This is a genomic window from Gordonia sp. ABKF26 (assembly GCF_041103195.1).
GTDB classification, from domain to species: Bacteria; Actinomycetota; Actinomycetes; order Mycobacteriales; family Mycobacteriaceae; genus Gordonia; species Gordonia terrae.
The window spans coordinates 1,887,738-1,906,827 of record NZ_JBGCVZ010000003.1 but is presented as its reverse complement, the minus strand read 5'-3'; the positions used below and the strand labels follow the sequence as shown (position 1 = coordinate 1,906,827).

Sequence of the window (19,090 nt, the reverse complement as noted above, 5' to 3'; positions counted from 1 at the left end):
CTTTACGGAAACCGAGCGTTCTCGCGAAGACATGACAGAAAGCAGGCATGCCGAAACGGCGTGGCAGGCGCCACGCCGTCTCGGCATGCGGGAGGGTTTGCTCTAGGCCTCCGGTTGCGGCGCCGGGAGATGGACCGTCTTGAGCTCGAAGAATTCGTCGAGCCCTTCAGGGCCCCCTTCACGTCCGACGCCGGACTGCTTATAGCCGCCGAACGGCAGCGTGAAGTCGATGACGGACGCGTTCACGTTCACCGTCCCGGTCCGGATACGTTGCGCCACTTCGAATCCATGCTCGACGTCGGAGGTGAACACCGCACCCGAGAGGCCATACTCGGAGTCGTTGGCGATGGCCACGGCGTCGTCCTCGTCTTCATAGGTGATGATCGAGATCACCGGACCGAAGACTTCTTCCTGCGCGATGGTCATGTCGTTGCGTACGTTGTCGACAAGGGTCGGTTGCACGAAGAAGCCCTGGTCGCCGACGCGGCCACCCCCATGGACGATCTCGGCGCCCTCCTTGCGCGCCGCCTCGATGTAACCCTCCACGCGGTCGCGCTGACGCGCCGAGGTCAATGGTCCGAGGAAATTCGTTTCTTCCCAGGGGTTTCCGATGGGGATCATGTCGAGTGCCGCTTTGTAGGCCTCGACGACCTCGTCGTGTCGCGCAGCCGAGACCAGGACGCGGGTCAGGGCGATGCAGGCCTGGCCGGACTGCAGACACCCGGCCATCGGCAGGTTCTGCATGACCGTGTTCAGGTCGGCGTCGTCGAGGATGATGGCCGCCGACTTGCCGCCGAGTTCCAGGGAGACCTTCGCGACCCGGTCGCCGGCGAGGTTCATGATCCGGCGACCGGTCGCGGTGCTCCCGGTGAAGGTGATGTGATCGACCCGCGGGTCGGTGACGAGCAATTCGGAGACCTCGCGGTCGGCGACGAGGACGCTGAGGACGCCCTCGGGGATCACGCCCTCGTCGACGAGTTCACCGACCACGTCGGCGAACACCGACGGGGACAGCGGAGCTTCCGGCGAGGTCTTGAGCACGACCGAACAACCCGCCGCCAGTGCCGGGATCACCTTGAACGCAATCGTGCCGATGGGACCGTTCCACGGGATGATCGCGGCGACCACTCCGCTCGGCTCCTTGAGGATGCGCGAGATCCCGCCGTCGGCGCGCGTCCGATCCTCGCGCAGGTTCACCCTGCGGGCCTCCTCGGCGACCGCGCGGAACAACCCCACCGTCATCTGCTGCGTCATCGCGCTCACCGGAACCGGCACGCCGACTTCGACGATGCCCAGAGTCGTCAGCTCGGCAACCCGCGCCTCCAGCCGGTCGGCGATGGTGTCGATGACCGCGGCCCGCTCGGCGATCGGCGTGCGCACCCACGTCCCCTCATCGAACGAGGTCCGCGCCGCCTCGACCGCGCGTGCCATGTCGTCGGCGGTCGCGGCCCGTGCGCGTGCGGCGGTGCGCTCGAAGTACGAGTCGACGACCTCGATCCACTCGTCACCCGACGAGTCGACCCACCGGCCGCCGATGAACACCTGGTCGCGATCGGCCACGGTGGCGAGTGGATCGGTGGCTTGTTCTGTGATTGTCATGAAAAGCAGTTCTCCTCGAGAAAATCGCGGCGGACCAGCGCGGACCACACCACTGCGCCGCCTGTGAAGCGGATCACAGCACAGCTTAATAACCGAACGCCATTAGGTCAACAGCTGACATCTTCTGTCCGATGTATCGCAGCGGTGGCCGCGCTCTCGGCACCCTGCCGTCCTGGACGAGACATCAGACCGACGACGCCTGCGGCTCCGGCGGCGGCGCCACCGAGTGCGAAGACCAGGCCGTACGCCGTCTCCGACGGGCGGGCTCCGCCCGTGACCGTGAGGGTCGCGAAGAGGGAGGCCACCGTCGCACTCGCGATCGAGCTGCCGACGATCCGCGCGATCGCGTTCACACCATTGGCAACCGCCGTGTCCGCCGCCGGTACCGCGTCGGTCAACAAGGACGGCAGTGCCGCGTAGGAGCCACTGACGAAGACATTGACCACGACGGCCGCGACGATCAGCTGCCACGGCCGGTCGCGGGCGAGGACGAGGAGCACGAACGCGATCACACCGATGACGCACATCGCCGCGAGGACCCGGTCTCCGCGAAACCGGTGGATGAGTCGCCCACTCACCGCGGCGGCGACGAACCCGGCGCCGGCGCCGGGGAGCAGGAACACCACACTCGCCGCCAGCACACTCGCCCCGAAACCGTAACCGGCGACATCCGGTTCTGCCTGGACGAACTGCGCGATACCGAGGAACTGAAAGTACATCGCCGCTCCCACGAGCGCCGCGGCGATGTGCGCGGGAGTCACCCGCCGTCCGACCATCGCCCTGGGCGGCACCAGGGGCGCACCCGCCCGGCGCTCGTGGAGACACCAGAGCCCGAGGCACGCCACGCCTCCGAGACCCACTCCGACGGCGAGCCCGGCCGATCGGCGCGGGCCTTCGGCGAGTGCCAGCAACACCGCACAGAGGCCGATCGCGAGCAGGAGCACACCGGCCACGTCGGCCCCCGGGCCCGGCACTGCCGCGCCCGGCGTCGCGGGGACCGCAACGGACACCCAGCCGAGCGAGAGGACGCTCAGCGTCAGCAACATCCAGAAGACCCGCTGGTAGGGTCCGTCGCCCGCGACCAGCACGCCGGCGGCCACCATCCCCAGCCCCGCGCCGCCCGCCATCATCCCCGACATCAGCCCGATGGCGTGCGCGAGCCTGCGGTGGTCGGAGGTCTCGCGGAGCACCGCGACGCCGATCGGGAAGATGGCGAACGCGGAGCCCTGCAGTACACGCCCGATCACGAGCAGCGGCAGATTCGCGGCCACTACGCACAGGACGGAACCGAGGACGACCACGACGAGGATGGCGATCAGGACGCGTCGTCCCCCGCGGCGGTCCGCGAGCTTGCTGAGCACCGGCGTACAGATCGCCGCCGAGAGCAGGTTGGCGGTCAGGACCCATCCGATCTCGGCGGGTCCGACCCCCAGTTGCGTCGACATCGTCGGGATCACCGGAACGACCGCGGCTTGCAGGACGGACATCGTCGTCACGGCGAAGCAGAGGGCCGCGACCGCCCAGCGGTTCGACGCCGCGGTGCCTTTGGGACGGTTCACCCCTGGAGCCCCTTCCGTTGTCGTTTGTCAATAAAACTTATACCGTTAGTTTGATGCGTGCATCATCGACGGAGGGAACGTCCATGTCCGACACCACAAGCGCCATCCGCCTGCGGGGGGACGGTGTCACCCTGGCGGCTGATCGCTGGGATCCACGCGAGCTGCCTGCGGCGGGGACCGCGCTCCTCATGCACGGTGGCGGCCAGACGCGGCATTCGTGGCAGCGCACCGGACAACGGCTCGCCGAACACGGCTGGACCGCGATGACGATCGACGCCCGGGGCCACGGGGACAGCGACTGGGCGGCGAACGGTGACTACTCGATCGCCGCGCACGCCCGGGACCTGGCAGCGGTGGTCGCGGCCATGGAGACCCGCCCGGTCCTCATCGGCGCCTCCCTCGGGGGGATGGCCTCGCTGATCGCGCAGGGAGCCGACCCGACGCTCGCCCGCGGCCTCGTCCTGGTCGACATCACACCCAGCGCCGAACCGGCGGGACTGGAGAAGATCTCGACCTTCATGCGGGACGGCCTGGCGGGCTTCGACTCGCTCGACGACGCCGCCGCGGCGGTGGCGGCCTACAACCCGCACCGCCGCCGACCCCCGCGACCGGACGGGCTGCGCAAGAATCTGCGACGACGCGACGGGCGGTGGTACTGGCACTGGGACCCGCGGATGATGGCGGACCGGTCCAACAGCCCCGAGCAGGCCGGCGTTCGCGAGGAGCAGGCGCGGACAGCAGCGCGGGCGATCACCGTACCCACGCTGCTGATCCGGGGTGCGCAGTCCGACGTGGTCAGCCCGGAGAACGCACGCGACCTCCTCCGGTTGATCCCGACCGCTCGTCAGATCGATGTCGGCGGCGCCGGACACATGGTCAGCGGCGACGACAACGACGTCCTCAGCGAGGGACTCATCGAGTTCCTCGACCAGGATCTCCGGATGTGAGGGCCGCGTCGGCGCCCACCTCCGGACCCACCCGCGACAACCAGGCCGCCGCCAGGCCGAGAAGGGCTATGGCGCAGAGCAACACACTGAGCCACACGGTCGTGTCGTCGAAGGCGAGCGGCACCGCGACGAGCGGCACGATCGCGGCGCCGAGCGCGTTTCCGGCTTCCCGGCCGAGCCCCAGTCCGCTGAACACATGCCGGGACCGGAACAACTCGGTCACATAGGCACCCATCGGCCCGAAGACCATGCCCACGCCCAGCCCGTTGCCCAGGGCGAGAACGAGCCAGAACATCGCCGAGGACCCGTATTCGGAGAGCAACCAGAATGCGGGCCAGGCGAACACCGCGCTGTAGACGAACCCGCCCATGATGATGACCCGCCGTCCCACGCGATCGGACAGTCCGCCGAACACCGGGATCAACAGCGCGTTCGCCACCTGGGCGGCGATCAGACCGATCAGGATGTCGCTACTGCCCAGCCCGAGCTGATTGGCACCGAAGGTGCCCATGAACACGAGGTAGAAGTAGCCGATACCGGTCATCCCGATGGCCATCACCATCACCACGAGCAACGCCATCGGCTGCTGGTTGATGACGTCACGGACCGGGGTCCGCGCCGGGCCGCCGGTGTCCTCGATCCGATGGAACTCCGGCGTCTCGGGCAGCGATCGGCGCAACCACAACCCGTACGCGAGGATGAAACCGCTGCACAGGAACGGAATACGCCAACCCCAGCTCATGAACACGTCCTCGGACATGACCGTCGAGCAGAGCAGGAGCGCACTCGTTCCCAGCACACCGCCGAGCGCCGCGCCCATACCGGGCAGCGACCCGAGCAGGCCGCGCTTGCGCTGCGGCGCGAATTCGACGGCGACAAGGGTCGCGCCGCCGTACTCGGCGCTGGCCCCGATACCTTGGACGACCCGCAGCATCACCAGCATCAACGGAGCGAGCCAGCCGATCTGGCCGTGACTGGGCAGCACACCGACCAGCATGGTCGCCGCGCCCATCAGGACGAGTGTGAGGACCAGGATGCGCTTGCGGCCGTATCGATCTCCGAGGCTGCCCAGGATGACACCACCGACGGGGCGCACGACGAAACCGATGGCGAACGTCCCCACCGCCTGCAAGGTGCCGAGGAGCGGACTCGATCCGGAGAAGAACACACTCGCGAACACCACGGAGGCCGCGGACGCGTAGAGGCTGAAATCGTAGTACTCCAAGAGTGTCCCGACGAACGCAGCCCGGCCGGCCTTCTTCGACATCTCGGGCGTGGTGGGTGGCGCCGCCGGGGAGTTGTCCCGGCTCGCCGATGATGTGGTCTGACTCATGAGATCCTTCGCCTTCGGTACCGGGCATTGCACCCGAAAAGGACAGTGACCCTGCGAACATTAACCTAAAGGCATTTGTTTTGTGCCAGACCGGGAAAATCGCGGCCGTCGCTCCCCGATCCGAAAGCAGCGACCCCACTTGTGTGGTTCAGTCGGTTCGGGAAGCAGTTGCATTGTGATGAACCGGATCAGGGGCAGCGACTGGACCGGCCTCAGGCCCGGACGGCCTCGAGAATCCGGTTCCTCGATTCTTCGCGCCGCGGCCAACCGCCCAGGATCAACGTCGTCAGACACGTCGGTTTCCACCTGGTCACGATGTCCTCGCAGATCTTGTCGACCGGCCCCACCAGTGCGACGTCCTCGACCATGGCGGTGGGCACCGCCTGGGCGGCGAGATCGGAGCGGCCGGCCAGATAGAGCGATTGGATCTCGGCACACACCTCTCCCCATCCCATGCGGACGAAGACGTCGTTGTGGAAGTTCGCCCCTTTGGCGCCCATCCCGCCGGCATAGAGCGCGACCACGGGCTTCAACCGCGCGGCCGCCCGTTCGACATCGTCGTCCTCCGCGAGCCAGCACACGTTGGCGATCTCGAAGTCGTCGGCCGTCCGGCGCGCGGTCTCGCGGGCGAACCCGTCCGCCAGCGCGGCACGGTAGAACCCGTCGGTCTTCGGTGAGAACCACAGCGGTGTCCAGCCGTCGGCGATCTCCGCGGCGAGGGCCACGTTCTTCGGTCCCTCGGCACCCATGTACACCGGGATGTCGGCGCGAAGCGGGTGCACGATCGACTTCAACGGTTTCCCCAACCCGGTGCCCCCGTCCAACGGCAGTTGAAAGTGCCTGCCGTCGAACGTGACCGGTTCATCCCGCGCCCACACCGCACGCATGATCGACACGTACTCACGAGTGCGCTCCAGCGGGCGTGGATAGGGGGTGCCGTACCAACCTTCGACGACCTGGGGGCCCGACGCCCCGATGCCGAGGATGAGGCGACCCCCGCTGAGATGATCGATCGTCTGCGCGGCCATCGCCAGCGCGGTGGGAGTGCGTGCGGCCATCTGGCACACCGAGGTGCCGAGCGCGATGGTCGACGTCCGCGAGCCCCACCACGCAAGTGGCGTCAAGGCGTCGGACCCATACGATTCCGCGGTCCAGAAGCTGTCCACGCCGAGCGCCTCGGCCTCGGCGAGCGTCTGCTCGATCCGCCGCGGCGGTCCCGCTCCCCAGTACCCGGCCATCACACCGACCTTCATGCCACCACTGCCTCTCTGCTACTTCTCGCCGATACCGTTGTCGCCCAGTGATTCCGGCAGGGATGACTGCTCAGTGATTCCGGTAGACCGCAGGCCGCTTCTCGAGAAATGACAGGACCGCCTCGCGATGGTCTCTGGTCATCGCCGCCAGGATCTGCGTCCGGTTCTCCAGGTCCATCGCCGCGCGGAGACTCGGGACCTCGAGATTCGACCACATCACTTCCTTGGTCATCCACACCCCGAATGGACTGTTCCGCGCGACGTTCTCCGCGATGCCGATGGCTTCGTCCACGATCTGTTCGGACGGAACCGATCTCGAGACAATGCCCACACGCTCGCATTCGGCGGCGTCCACCGGTCGCCCGGTGAGCATGATCTCGGCGGCCCGGGCGAACCCGATCATCCTGGGGAGCAACCAGCTCACCCCGATGTCGCAACTCGACTGCCCGCGGTTGATGAACGAGGCATGCATGGATGCCGTGTCGGACATGATCCGGACGTCGGCCATCAGCGCCAGGGCCATCCCTCCGCCGGCGGCGGCCCCGTTGACAGCGGCGATCACCGGTGGCCGAGCCCCACGGAACGCCTCCATCAGTGAGGCGATGTGTTGTTGCACCCGCATGCCGGCCTGCGCCCGTCCCTCGCCTTCTCGCGCGCCGGGTGGTTCGCCATAACCGCGCAGATCGATCCCGGCGCAAAAGGCCCGGCCGTTTCCGGTGAGCACGATCGCGCGCGTCTCGGAGTCGTGGCGCACCTCCGCAAGCACCTCGTGCAAGGACTCGACCAACCGAGCATTCATCGCGTTCAACGCGTCCGGCCGGTCGAGCCGAATCAGCAGAACGCCCGGGCGGGGCCTCTCGGTCACGATCGCATCCGGCATGCGGCATTCTCCTCGCGTTCGCGGCGCGCCCGATTCCGTGGTGCACGTCTCGAATTCAGGCTAATGTCTTTAGATTAATTCCTCAAGATCGAAGACCACGGAGCACTCGCGGAAAGGGCCAACGCCATGAACGGACTCGACGGAAAGGTCGCCGTGGTGACCGGCGGCGCCAGCGGGATCGGCGCAGCCACCTGCGGCCTGCTGGCAGCCCGGGGCGTGCGAGTGGTGGTGGCCGACATCGATGACGAGCGCGCCGTGGCCGTCGCGGCCGCTCTCGGCGACCGCGCGGTCCACATCCACGCCGACGTGACCGACGAAGACGATGTCGCTGCAGCGGTTCAGGAGGCCACCACCCGCTTCGGCCGTCTGGACGCGATGATCAACAACGCCGGCCGGGTCGGCAACTGGACCTACATCGCCGACACGTCCGCCGAGCACTGGGATTCGGCGTTCGCCGTGCTCGCACGCAGCGCGTTCTTCGGCACCAAACATGCCTCGCGTGTCATGCGCGACCAAGGATTCGGCACCATCGTCAACGTCTCGTCGGTGGCCGGGTTGCGTACGGGGTTCGGCCCCCACCCGTACGGCGCCGCGAAGGCCGCGGTTCTCGCGCTGACCCGCAGCGCGGCGCGCGAACTGGCCGAGTTCGGTATCCGCGTCAACGCGGTGACCCCGGGTGGCGTCGCCACCCGGATCGTCGGTAGCGGTGCGGGATTGGACGGTGACGACCTGGACGCCAGCATCGAGACCGTACGCCGGGGGCTCGCATCGTTCCAACCCGTCCCCCGGGCGGGTGAGGGAGACGACATCGCCCGTGCCATCGGCTATCTCGTCTCCGACGACGCCTCCTTCATCACCGGACAGAACATGATCGTCGACGGCGGCCTCACCCTGGGCAAGGCGTGGCCGCGAAACTACCGCGCGGAAGCCGACGCCGCGGCCGCGCAGCACCGGCGGTAGCCGACTGCGGTCAGACCCCCACGGGCCCACCGAGCCAGACTCCGACCTCCTCGCCGGAGACGTGCCGGCCGTCCTCTCCGACCAGGAAGGAGATTGTCGCAGCGATGGACTCGGCGGGTACACGTGGCCAGTGCGCGGCCAGGTTCGCCGCCGCGTTCTCGCCGCCCGAGGCGATGATGTCGGTCTCGACGAACCCCGGCATGACGGCATTCACGGTGATGCCGCGGCGGGCGACCTCCTGCGCCAGCGAACGGGTCATCCCCACGAGGCCGGCCTTGGCGGCCGAGTAGGCGCTCATCCCCGGCGACGGTCGCCGCCCGCCGGACGGACTGCTCAGGAAGACGACCCGACCCCACCCGGCGTCGTACATGGCAGGCAGAGCCGCGTGCGCACAGTAGAACGCACCGCTGAGATTGACGCCGATGACCCGGTCCCACTCGTGTGGAGACTGCTTGCGCGCCGACGCTGCGAGATTCATCCCCGCGTTGTTGATGAGCACGGTCGGCGGGCCGAGCACCCGTGCCGCCTCGGCGATCAGCTTCTCCGCCTGAGCGGCATCCGAGACGTCGGCACGGATGGCGACCGCGCGTCCGCCGGCCGCGACGATCTCACCCGCCACCTCTTGGGCCGCCGCCGCGCCGGAGGCGTAGTTGACCGCAACCGCATGCCCTTCCGCAGCCAGTCGTCGCGAGATCGCGGCGCCGATGCCCCGCCCGCCCCCGGTGACGACCGCGACCCGTTCCGCGCGATCCACGACCTCACCTGACCTTCGGATAGGTCTGCGGGACATCGGAGTACGTATCCCGGAGCTGCCGCTTGGAGATCTTTCCGCTGGGCATTCGCGGGAGACCCTCGTCGACGAAGACCACGTACCGTGGCACCTTGTAGTCCGCGAGGTTGCGGTTGCAGAATTCGACGATGTCGACCTCGGTGAGGCCCTCGACCTTTTTGACCACCGCCGCGGGTGTCTCGCCGAACTTGTCGTCGGGAACGCTGATCACCGCCACCTCCTCGACTCCGGGGATCCGGTTGATCACCTGTTCGATCTCCACCGGGGAGATGTTCAGACCGCCGGAGATGATCATGTCCTTCAGACGATCCACGAAAGTCAGATAGCCGTTCTCGTCGAGTGTGCCGAGGTCGCCGGTGTGCAGCCAACCGTCGATCAGTGCCGCGCGGGTCGCGTCCTCATTACGCCAATACCCCGGCATCATGCCCGGACCCCGCAACAGGATCTGCCCGACGGAGTTCGGGGCGCAGTCGTTCCCGTCGGCGTCGACGACACGGATCTTGGTGAAGATGCCGCCGAATCCGCATTTGTCGGGATGCTCGGCCGCCTCCGCACGGGGCATCGCCGAGGCCGATCCACCGATCTCCGTCTGCCCGTAGATCTGCCGCAATTGGACACCGCGGTCCAGCCAGACACCCACCAGCGCGGACGGCACACGCGCGCCGCCCACGTGCGCGGTGGTCAGGTGGGCCAGATCGGCATCGGCGAAGCCCGCCACCCGGGAGATCTGCTCGAAGAGGATCGGTGGGCCGGTGAGAGTCGTTGCCCGGCTCCCGATCAGGACCCGCAGCGCGGACTCCGGATCGAATCCGGGTTGCAGGAGCAACGTCCCGCCGTGCAAGACGGTGCGTGAGATCCCCCAGATGATGCCCGCGGCCGTGAACAGCGGGAGGACGAGCAAGGGGCGCAGGCCGTTCTGCTGGATCGGTTCCATCAGTGACCATTCGTGCATCTCCCCGGCGATCGTCGCGTGCGTGAACACGACCCCCTTCGGCTTACCCGTTGTCCCGCTGGTGAACACGATCGCCGTGGGGTCCGACAACTCGACCACCGGGCTGCGATACGCCGGGTGCGCGACGCCGCGCAGCGGTCGCACATCGGCCTCGAACTCCGCGATGACGAACGTGTCGCGGGTGCTGCGCACCTCCTCCACACGAGAGCGCAGGTCCGCGTCGCAGAACACGACCGCGGGGTCGCAGTCGTCGACGAGGACCGTCAGTTCCCCGGCGAGCATGCGTTGGTTGAACGGCGCCGAGATCGCACCCACCTTCATGGCGCCCAGGGCGGCGACACACCACTCCAGCGAGTTCACGCCGACATAGCTCACCCGGTCGCCTACTCCGACGCCGCGAGACCGCAGGTCGTGGGCGACCCCGTCTGCCCAGGTGTCGAGTTCGCGGTAGGTGACCACATCGCCGGCGAAGTCGATCGCGGCCTGGTCCGGCACCGTGCGGGCCCAGTATCCGAGTGCGTCGACGACGGTTCCGCTCATGTACAGCCTCCTGTTTGGGTGTGGACGTCGCCGACTCGGTCAGGCGCGCGGGGCGGCCCGGGCCGCACCGATCGAAGGTGTCCCGGATCACACCGACTAATCTAAAAGCATTCGGTTATGTTGGCAACCCCGCACCGCGATCAGCGGCGGATCACCTCGACGTTGATCCCGGTGAGATGCGATTGGTTGCTGAGGGGGTCGTACCCCTTCGCCCCGGACGGCGCGAGTTGGTTGACGTTCACCCCCGGATGGCGTCGGGCCACGTCGAGACCGCGCGCCCGGTCCTGGCCCCAGCCATGGGTCATCGCCACCACGCCTTCGCGCAGGGTGTCGTCCCCGACGACCACGGCCGGCAGAGCGCCATGGAGATTGTGCACGGTGACGTCGTCGCCGTCCACGAGATCACGTCGGCGCATGTCGACGGGGTTCATCCACAGCGGATTGTCCTGATGGACACCCTGTTTCAGAACCGGGAGATTGTGCAGCCAGCTGTTCACCATGAAGTGGTTACGCCGGGTGATCAGCTTGAGCTGGTCGTCCGGCTCCGCCACGAGACTCCCGAGGATCCGTTCGGCATCGTCGAAAGACCGACGGAACAGATCGGGACAGCAGTCGATCAGGCCGTCGTCGTGCTGCACCGCGATGTCGAAGACATCGCTGGGCACCGCTTCCGGAAGCACCTCGGTCTGACATGGTTTGTCCTTGAGCGTCTCGACCGACAGGTCCGCTTCCCGCAGCACGGCGTCGACCGCCGCGAGAGGGCCGGCCTCCGGGTCGTCAAGAAGGCTCGGTACACCCATCTCCTGCTGGATGCGCGAGAGAATCCACCAGTCGTCACGCCGTTGCCCCACCGGCGCGACGACAGCGGGGGTGTATTGGACGTAGGGCTCCATCGCCACCCCCATCGTGTTCAGGAAGTTGACGTCTTCGCGCTCGAGCCAGTCCGTCGCAGGCAGGATGTAGTCCCCGATCTCGCCCGTCACGGTGCGATACAGGTCCACGGTGACGATCAACTCCAGCGATTCCAGGGCACGCCGCAACCGGTCTCCACCGCCGACCGACAGAAGTGGGTTGCCCGACACCACGATCAGGGCACGGATCGGGTCGTCGGAGCGCTCGATGAAGTCCGGCAGCATGGCGGCGGGGAGATCCCCTCCGACGGTGCGGATCTCCCCGAGCGGACCGGAGAAGAACGGGTCCGCGCGCCGGCGCCGGGAGTTCTGGACGACGTCGGCGACGCCTCGCGAGTAGATGTTGCCGCCGCGGCGTCCGAGGTTCCCGGAGAACAGACTGACCATGGTGAGCATCCAGTAGGCGAGCGTGCCCAGCCTCCCCTGGTTGACGCCGGTGGCCATGTAGATGCTCGCACTCGGTGCGGCGCAGAACTCGTCGGCGACCCGGGCGATGGTCTCGGCGGGGATCCCCGTGACCCCGGCGACCCGCTCCACCGGGTAGCGCGAGACGAAGTCGAGCAGATCGTCGATCCCCCGCGCATGCTGTTCGACTGCGCCACGGTCGAATCCGATCCGGAACACGATCTCGTGCAGGAGCCCGGCGAGAAAGTAGAAGTCGGTGTCCGGGGTGATCAGCAGCACGTCGCCGGTCTCCGGCGTCGACGACTCGATGCGGCGCGGATTGACGAACAGCACTGTCCCGCCGCGCTTGGCGATCGCGCGCAGTTTGGCCATCGGATCCGAGATGTGGATCAACGTCATGTGGGAGACCTGCGGATTGCTCCCGAGACACAGGAAGTAGTGGGTGTGCAGCAGGTCCGGAATCGGGTGTGCCATCGACGCGCCGTAGACGGCCTCGCTCGCCGCGTACTTGGCCGATGTGTCCTGGGTCCCGGCGCTGAACCTCATCCGCGTGTCGAACCCCCGCGCGATCCGCGCCGCGTTCGCATAGTAGAGACCGTTGAACGCCGATGGGTTGCCCTGGTACACCGCCAATGCATTGCGGCCGTATCTGTCTCGGATGGCGCCGAGCCGGTCGGCGATGTCGCGAACCGCCTCGTCCCAGGACACACGCTCGAACTCGCCGTCCCGGCGGTCGCCGGTCCCGACTCGTCGCAGTGGGTGATCGACCCGATCCGGATCGGAATGGACATCCAGGTAGTGCGGTCCCTTGTGGCAGGAGAAGCCGCGGTGTACAGGATGATCCGGGTCCGGTTGCAATCCCACGATGCGATCGGCGTCGACCGTGGCCAGCAGCCCGCACCCGGGCTCGCAGATGCGGCAGAAGGTGTGGACCTGCCGGGCCGGCGCGCTCATCCCGGAACACCGGGCAGACCGGCTGTCCGGGCGATGTTCACCGCCGCCTCGGCATCGACGACTTTCACCCGTGGCCTCCCGGCCGCGCGTCCCTCCTGGCGTTCCCACCTGTCGATGGCCCGCCAGTCGGCCCCGTCCATCACCTCCGGACATCGCTCGCGCACGAGTGCGGTCAGATCGTCACCGCTGCCGACGGGTTCGGGCAGCAGTCCACCGCGGAGATCATCGAGCAAGGAACCCACGGTCTCGACCGCACACCACCGGTTGGTTCCGATCACCCCGGTCGCGCCGCGCTTGATCCAGCCCGCCACATACTGCCCCGGCGCCGGCGAACCGGTCGCCGGATCAACCACACGACCCCCGACGTTCACGACCGTCGACGACACCGGATCGAAGGGGAGGCCGTCGATGGGGAGCCCGCGGTAGCCGACCGCGCGCAGCACCAGGCCGCAGTCGATCTCGGTGCGCTCCCCGGACGCGGTGTGGCTCGTGGCCAGACCGCGCACGCGGTCGGATCCGATGACCTCCAGCGGCGTCGCCTGGAACCGCAGCACGATCCGCTTGTTCCCGGGCACCGGTACTCGTCGCGAATACTCCTCCAGGAGGCGCAGTTTCGCCGATGCCTCCGAACCCGCCGACACCGGCGGGTCGACGATCACGTCGACCCCGGGCAACGAACCGAGTGCCATCAATTCCGGGGTGGTGCAGGCTGCGTACTCGGGCCCGCGCCGACCGAGGACCACCACTTCCCTGATCTCACTGCCGGCCAGAGCGGTCAGCGCGTGATCGGCGATGTCGGTGCGCCGCAGTGCCTCCACATCGGACACCAGTATCCGTGCGACGTCCAGCGCGACGTTGCCGTTGCCGACGACGACGGCACGCTCACCCGACAGGTCGAAGGATCGATCGACGTGGTCGGGATGCCCGTTGTACCAGGCGACGAACTCGCGGGCGGAGTGGCTGCCCGGGAGGTCCTCGCCGGCGATCCCCAGCCGCCGGTCCCCCGAGGCGCCCGAGGCGTGGATGACCGCGTGGTGATGGGCCGCCACCTCGTCGAGTGTCACGTCGCGGCCGACCTCGACACCCAGATGCAAGGTGAACCCGTCGCGCCTCGCGGTGCGCCCGAAGACGCGATCCACGGTTTTCGTGTGCCAGTGATCGGGCGCGACCCCGAACCGGACCAGCCCGCCGGCCACCGGAAGCCGCTCGAACATCGTGACCTCGGCGTCGATGTCCCGGCGCGCCAGCAGTTCCTCGGCGGCGTAGAACGCCGACGGACCCGACCCCACGATCGCGACCCGCACCCGCGGCGGAATCCGTCACCCCGGCGGTCGCGATCGCCACCGGGACCGGTTGCACGTGCGCACCTGCGGGGGCGTCTCGTGGATTCCGCCGGAAGTAGTCGGCGTTGAGTTCGAGATAGCGATCCACATCGGGCCCCGTGGAGTCGCCGGGCACGATCGCGTCGACCGGACAGACGTCGGCACAGGCGCCGCAGTCGATGCACGTCCCCGGGTCGATGTAGAGCATCTCGGTCCGCGTGTACTCGCGTTCGGCGGGCGTCGGGTGGATGCAATCGACCGGGCAGACGGCGACACATGTCGCGTCGTTGCAGCAGTTCTGCGTGACCACATAGGGCATCAGCGCTTCTCCTCGCTCATCAGGGTGACCGTCACCGGTATGCCGTTGAAGACCGGCGACGAGGTGGGGACGTCGAGATACCCGGTCTCGGTCACCAATGCGTTGTAGTTCGCGCCGGGGGCCGCCACCGCGCGCGAGGTCCGCAGGCCCGGACCGTGGTGACCCCAGCCATGAGGCATGCTCACCACGCCCGGGCGCATCGCGTCGTCGACGCGGATCTCCGCCATCACGGTGCTGGTCGACGAGGTCACCGCGACGAGGTCTCCATCGACGACCCCGAGTTCGACGGCGTCGCGCGGGCTCGTCAGCAACGCGCACTGTCCGTCGTCGTTCTGCGGGAGCGCATTGTGCAACCACGAGTTCATCCCGCGCCGCTGCCGGCGGTTGATCAGCACCAATCCCCGGGAGGCCATCGACGCCGCCCGCAGGCGCGGCAGGTCGGCGGTGATCAAGTCGGGCATCAGGTCGATCCGACCGTTCGGGGTGCGCAGCACACCGGGGAGCCGCGGCTGCAGCGGACCGAAGTCGATCCCGTCCGGATTCGATTCCAGGAGAGCCAGACTCAGCCCTCCCCCATCGTCGTCGAAGCGATCACCATACGGCCCGCTGCGCAGGCGCAGGTCGAGGAGACGCTGAGGCCCGGTGCGTCCGGCGACCGCCGACTCGACGACGCCGGGGTCGCGTCCGGACAGTTTCGCCGCCCGGCGAACCGCCACCGCCGCGACGGCGTCGTCCATCTCCGCCACGGTCCGGTTCGGGGTCCCCTGGGCGATGGCGGCCAGCCGGAGCAGGATCTGCCATTCGGCCAGTTCGTCGTCACCGAGGGCGAGCAGCGGCGGGGTGTAGCGGGCGACGTTGCGGATCTGGAAGTGCGACAACGTCACATCGTGGTGTCCGCGGGTCATCAGCGGCGGAGGTGGCAGGATGACGTCGGCGTGCCGGGTGGTCTCGTTGAGGTAGCAGTCCACCGACACCATGAACTCCAGCGATGCGAGGGCGGCCTCGACCGCACCGCTGTTCGGCAGCGAACGCGCGGGGTTCCCCGCGATGGTGACCAGCGCCCGTGTCCGCCCCGGCCCCGGGGTGAGGATCTCCTCGGCGAAACACACCGCGGGCAACTCGCCCAACGCTTCTGGGAGGCCACGGACACGTGATCGCCACCGATCGAACATGAGCTTCGGTGGACGGGTCACCGGCCACGTGTTCGGTCCGCCCGCGGCAGGAAGCGAGAACATCGCGCCGCCCGCACGATCCAGGTTGCCGGTGACGATCGTCAGGAGCTCCACGAGCCAGTTCGCCAGTGTGCCGAACTCCTGCATGCAGGTGCCGATCCGGGAATGCGCCACGGCGGACGGGGCCGTCGCGAACCCCCGGGCCACCGCCCGGATGGTCTCGGCATCGATTCCGCAGGCGTCCGCCACCGATTCGGGTGAGAACTCCCGGGCCATGGTCAGTGCCTCGTCCACGCCGTCGACGACCTCGGGAATCCGCTCCGGTCTGGCCAACCCCTCCTCGGCGATCACCGCCAGGACCGCCAGCAGGAAGAGTGCATCGGTGCCCGGGAGAATCGGGACGTGTATGTCGGCCATCTCGGCCGTCCGGGTACGTACCGGGTCGACGACCACGAGGGTGCCACCCCGCTCCCGCAACGCGCGCAATCTCTCGTGCATGCCCGGCGCGGTGACCGTACTCCCGTTGGACACCATGGGATTCGAGCCCAGGATCAACAGGTGGTCGGTACGGTCGAGGTCGGGCAGACTCAGTCCGAGGCCGGTTCCGTAGAGCAGCATGTGGGCGAGATTCTTCGGCCAGGTGTCGACGCTGGCCGGCGAGTAGACATTGCGGGTCCCGACGGCGGCGATCAGTTCGCCGAGGTAGAAGGTGGCGTCGAGGTGATGGGCCGCGGGGTTGCCGTGGTAGATCGCACAGCTGCCCGGGTCGTCGGCGACGAATTCCGGCAGCCTGCGGCCGATCTCGGCGAACGCCTCCTCCCAGCCCACTGCTCGGAAGTCCCCGGACGGCGTCCGCAGGAGCGGGGTGCGGATGCGGTCCGGGTCGTTCTCGATACGGCCCAGCCCGAGCCCTTTCGCGCAGCTGTGTCCGGCACTGAGCGCATCGTCGGGGTTGGGCGCCACCCCCGTCACACTCCGACCGGCGAGTTCGACGACGAGCCCACAGGTCGACTCGCACAACGGGCAGATCCGTCGCCCGACGGTCACCGTCGAGTGTGCTCCGCCGGTCATGAACCCTCCTCCTCGGTGGCCGGGACGATCGCGACGGGAACGGCGGACAGCGTCGGCATGGCGTTGATCGTCTGCACCCCATCGAGCGTCCCGGTCAGGTTGTTGACATTGACCCCGGCAGCGTCACCGTCGACCCCGCCGAAGCAGTGGGTCATCGAGACGGCACCCCGCGCGAGGGTGTGATCGGCGCGCGCGGTGGCGCGCAGGGAACCGGAAGCCGACCGCAGGACGACCTGTGCGCCGTCGGCCACCCCCAGCCGTTCGAGGTCATCGGGATGCACACGAGCCGGATTCCCTCCGTCCGGGACGAGTCCGGGAACCCGGATTCCGGTGGAGTTGACGGCTTCCCGGATTCGCCGCACCACCAGCCGGAACGGGAAGTCGCCCGCGACCGGCGACGGCTGCAGCGCGTCCTCGAGCTCGGCGCGGACATCGTCGGGCATCAACTCGAGGCGCCGACCGGCCGCCTCCGGGGTCGGCGGCGCGACGACGGTGCCGCTGTCCCCGACGAGCCGACCGTGCTCGGCCGAGACCAGCTCGTCGAACGGCAGACGCCCCCGCTCGGTCATCATCGCCAACAGCTCTGTGGACGTGGGCGGGGACGAGGGATCCAGTATCCGTCCGGCGAACTTGAAGGGCTGCCCGGAGGCGGCCGCGAGGTCGAAGAAGAACCGCCAGTCGTCGACGACCCCGGCCGGCGGTGTGACGACCGGGGACGTGAATTGTGCGAAGCGACGCGGGAAAAAGGGCTCCATGACCGCGGTGTGATCGGCGCGTTCGTACATCGTGGTGGGGGCGATGACGTGGTGCGCGAGGCGGGCGGTGTCCGACATGAAGGGATCGATGCACACGAGCAGGTCGAGGGAACGCAACGCGCGCAACGTCTTCGCACGGTCCGGTAGGGCTGCCGCGGGGTTCCCGCCCGAGACGACCAGTGCGCGAACACGATCCGGGCCCGGTTCGAGGATCTCGTCGGCGAGGATGCCGGAAGGCAACTCGCCGCGGATCGCACGCACACCACCGACCCTGCTGCGAAAACCTCGTTCGTACGCCCTGACCGGTGCGGCAACCTCATCTCGAGCGGGCAGATGCCGGGTCAGCACGGCACGATCATCTGCGCGTTCTCCTTCGCGGAGGTACCGTCCGCACACCACGTTCAGGGTGGCGACGAGATGCTCGGCGACGTTCGAGTGCGGACCCATACACAGTCCGGTCCCGCTGGTGGCCATCCCCCGGCTTCCCCGTCCGAAAGCACGTGCGGCGGCGCGCACGTCCTGCGCCGGGACATCGCAGATCCGCTCCACGACAGCGGGAGTGACTCCACCGACCGCCGCTCGGAGGGCGGGCAGACCTGCGGCGTGACGGCCGCAGAAGGCCGGATCGTGGAGGCCCTCGGCCAGGATCACGTGGAGGAGTCCGGCGAGCATCACCGCGTCCGTGCCGGGTCGGGGCGCGAGGTGGATGTCGGCGAGGGCGGCGGTCTCCGTGCGTCGCGGATCCACGACGATGAGGGTGAGTCCGCGCTCACGTGCTCGCCGCAGGGTGGTCGCCGGGTTCTGCACGACCGCGCCGTCCCCGTCACCCCCGTTGCCGGACACGACGGGGTTGGTGCCGATCAGCAGCCACACATCGGCGTCGGCGAACCGCTGACGCCCACCGAGGTAGGTGCCCATCCGCTCGGCCACAACCCATTTGGCGGACTGGTCGATGGTCATGGTGGAGAAGAGCTTGTGCGAGCCGGTCCCGCGGAACCATGCGCGCGCCGACGGCGGGGTGAGGGCGGCGAAGTTCTGTTGCGTCCCATAGAACAGCGCGACCGCGTCGGGCCCGTGCTCGTCGACGATCCGCCGGAGGCGCGCGGCGATGTCGGCGACCGCGAGGGTTACCGCGATCGGCTCGTGCCTTCCCTCGGCGGTGCGCCGCATCGACGTGGTCAGTCGGCCGGACCCATGGGTGAGGTCTGCCCCGCGGCGGCCTTTCGGACAGGTGTACCCGCCGGAGATCGGATGCTGTGCATCGCCCAGCACGTCCCGGATGCGTCCGTCCTCGATGTCGAGCAGCACGCCGCACGACGACGCGCACAGCCGGCAGTACGACGTTCGGCGCACCGTGTCGGATCGCAC

The 19,090-nt window shown here is 68.3% G+C and carries 12 protein-coding genes and 1 pseudogene; 2 read left to right on the top strand and 11 right to left on the bottom strand.

The annotated features are described in order from the left end of the window. Positions 1–102: 102 nt before the first annotated feature. Positions 103–1,599: an aldehyde dehydrogenase gene (locus AB4Z55_RS08855; RefSeq protein WP_369519570.1), complete on the bottom strand. Its 1,497-nt coding sequence runs from the start codon at positions 1,597–1,599 to the stop codon at positions 103–105. A gap of 107 nt (positions 1,600–1,706) precedes the next feature. Further along, positions 1,707–3,158, bottom strand: a complete 1,452-nt coding sequence (locus AB4Z55_RS08850; RefSeq protein WP_248643347.1) for an MFS transporter — start codon at positions 3,156–3,158, stop codon at positions 1,707–1,709. 83 nt (positions 3,159–3,241) lie between these two features. Here AB4Z55_RS08850 and AB4Z55_RS08845 point away from each other — a divergent pair, with 83 nt between their 5' ends. Further along, positions 3,242–4,105, top strand: coding sequence for an alpha/beta fold hydrolase (locus AB4Z55_RS08845; protein WP_248643348.1), 864 nt, complete (start codon positions 3,242–3,244; stop codon positions 4,103–4,105). Here the strand turns inward: AB4Z55_RS08845 and AB4Z55_RS08840 are convergent. The 3 genes from AB4Z55_RS08840 to AB4Z55_RS08830 form a co-directional block, all read right to left on the bottom strand. Continuing rightward, positions 4,071–5,438, bottom strand: a complete 1,368-nt coding sequence (locus tag AB4Z55_RS08840; protein WP_064570001.1) for an MFS transporter — start codon at positions 5,436–5,438, stop codon at positions 4,071–4,073. The genes AB4Z55_RS08845 and AB4Z55_RS08840 overlap by 35 nt on opposite strands. Before the next feature lie 212 nt (positions 5,439–5,650). Further along, positions 5,651–6,691 carry an LLM class F420-dependent oxidoreductase gene (locus AB4Z55_RS08835; RefSeq protein ID WP_004019468.1) on the bottom strand — a complete coding sequence of 347 codons (1,041 nt, stop codon included), beginning with the start codon at positions 6,689–6,691 and terminating at the stop codon, positions 5,651–5,653. 70 nt (positions 6,692–6,761) lie between these two features. Next, on the bottom strand, positions 6,762–7,571 hold the full coding sequence (locus tag AB4Z55_RS08830; protein ID WP_064569420.1) for an enoyl-CoA hydratase-related protein: 810 nt from the start codon (positions 7,569–7,571) through the stop codon (positions 6,762–6,764). Positions 7,572–7,697: 126 nt separating this feature from the next. On the opposite strand from AB4Z55_RS08830, the gene AB4Z55_RS08825 reads away from it, so the two are divergent. After that, on the top strand, positions 7,698–8,531 hold the full coding sequence (locus tag AB4Z55_RS08825; protein ID WP_369519569.1) for a glucose 1-dehydrogenase: 834 nt from the start codon (positions 7,698–7,700) through the stop codon (positions 8,529–8,531). Between the two features lie 10 nt (positions 8,532–8,541). Here the strand turns inward: AB4Z55_RS08825 and AB4Z55_RS08820 are convergent, their stop codons facing one another. From AB4Z55_RS08820 to AB4Z55_RS08795, 6 genes and pseudogenes are all read right to left on the bottom strand, one after another. Then, a complete protein-coding gene (locus tag AB4Z55_RS08820) occupies positions 8,542–9,285 on the bottom strand; it encodes an SDR family NAD(P)-dependent oxidoreductase (protein ID WP_239399523.1) in 744 nt (247 codons plus the stop codon). Between the two features lie 4 nt (positions 9,286–9,289). Next, positions 9,290–10,813, bottom strand: a complete 1,524-nt coding sequence (locus tag AB4Z55_RS08815; protein WP_369519568.1) for a class I adenylate-forming enzyme family protein — start codon at positions 10,811–10,813, stop codon at positions 9,290–9,292. 140 nt (positions 10,814–10,953) lie between these two features. Then, complete coding sequence (locus tag AB4Z55_RS08810; RefSeq protein WP_369519567.1) at positions 10,954–13,083, bottom strand: molybdopterin-dependent oxidoreductase; 2,130 nt, start codon at positions 13,081–13,083, stop codon at positions 10,954–10,956. Further along, positions 13,080–14,724 (bottom strand): annotated as a pseudogene (locus tag AB4Z55_RS08805) (FAD-dependent oxidoreductase). The gene AB4Z55_RS08810 and the pseudogene AB4Z55_RS08805 overlap by 4 nt, the downstream one beginning before the upstream one ends. Next, positions 14,724–16,967: a molybdopterin-dependent oxidoreductase gene (locus tag AB4Z55_RS08800; RefSeq protein ID WP_369519566.1), complete on the bottom strand. Its 2,244-nt coding sequence runs from the start codon at positions 16,965–16,967 to the stop codon at positions 14,724–14,726. The pseudogene AB4Z55_RS08805 and the gene AB4Z55_RS08800 overlap by 1 nt, the downstream one beginning before the upstream one ends. After that, positions 16,964–19,090 (bottom strand): molybdopterin-dependent oxidoreductase, encoded by a 2,127-nt coding sequence (locus AB4Z55_RS08795; protein ID WP_369520991.1) that lies wholly within the window; start codon positions 19,088–19,090, stop codon positions 16,964–16,966. Before AB4Z55_RS08795 ends, AB4Z55_RS08800 begins: the two co-directional genes overlap by 4 nt.

Bases quoted from the DNA above. Each gene is read 5' to 3' on its own strand.
- AB4Z55_RS08810 (WP_369519567.1), bottom strand. From the start codon at position 13,083: ATGAGCGCGCCGGCCCGGCAGGTCCACACCTTCTGCCGCATCTGCGAG.
- AB4Z55_RS08830 (WP_064569420.1), bottom strand. From the start codon at position 7,571: ATGCCGGATGCGATCGTGACCGAGAGGCCCCGCCCGGGCGTTCTGCTG.
- AB4Z55_RS08845 (WP_248643348.1), top strand. From the start codon at position 3,242: ATGTCCGACACCACAAGCGCCATCCGCCTGCGGGGGGACGGTGTCACC.
- AB4Z55_RS08855 (WP_369519570.1), bottom strand. From the start codon at position 1,599: ATGACAATCACAGAACAAGCCACCGATCCACTCGCCACCGTGGCCGAT.
- AB4Z55_RS08825 (WP_369519569.1), top strand. From the start codon at position 7,698: ATGAACGGACTCGACGGAAAGGTCGCCGTGGTGACCGGCGGCGCCAGC.
- AB4Z55_RS08800 (WP_369519566.1), bottom strand. From the start codon at position 16,967: ATGACCGGCGGAGCACACTCGACGGTGACCGTCGGGCGACGGATCTGC.
- AB4Z55_RS08815 (WP_369519568.1), bottom strand. From the start codon at position 10,813: ATGAGCGGAACCGTCGTCGACGCACTCGGATACTGGGCCCGCACGGTG.
- AB4Z55_RS08840 (WP_064570001.1), bottom strand. From the start codon at position 5,438: ATGAGTCAGACCACATCATCGGCGAGCCGGGACAACTCCCCGGCGGCG.
- AB4Z55_RS08835 (WP_004019468.1), bottom strand. From the start codon at position 6,691: ATGAAGGTCGGTGTGATGGCCGGGTACTGGGGAGCGGGACCGCCGCGG.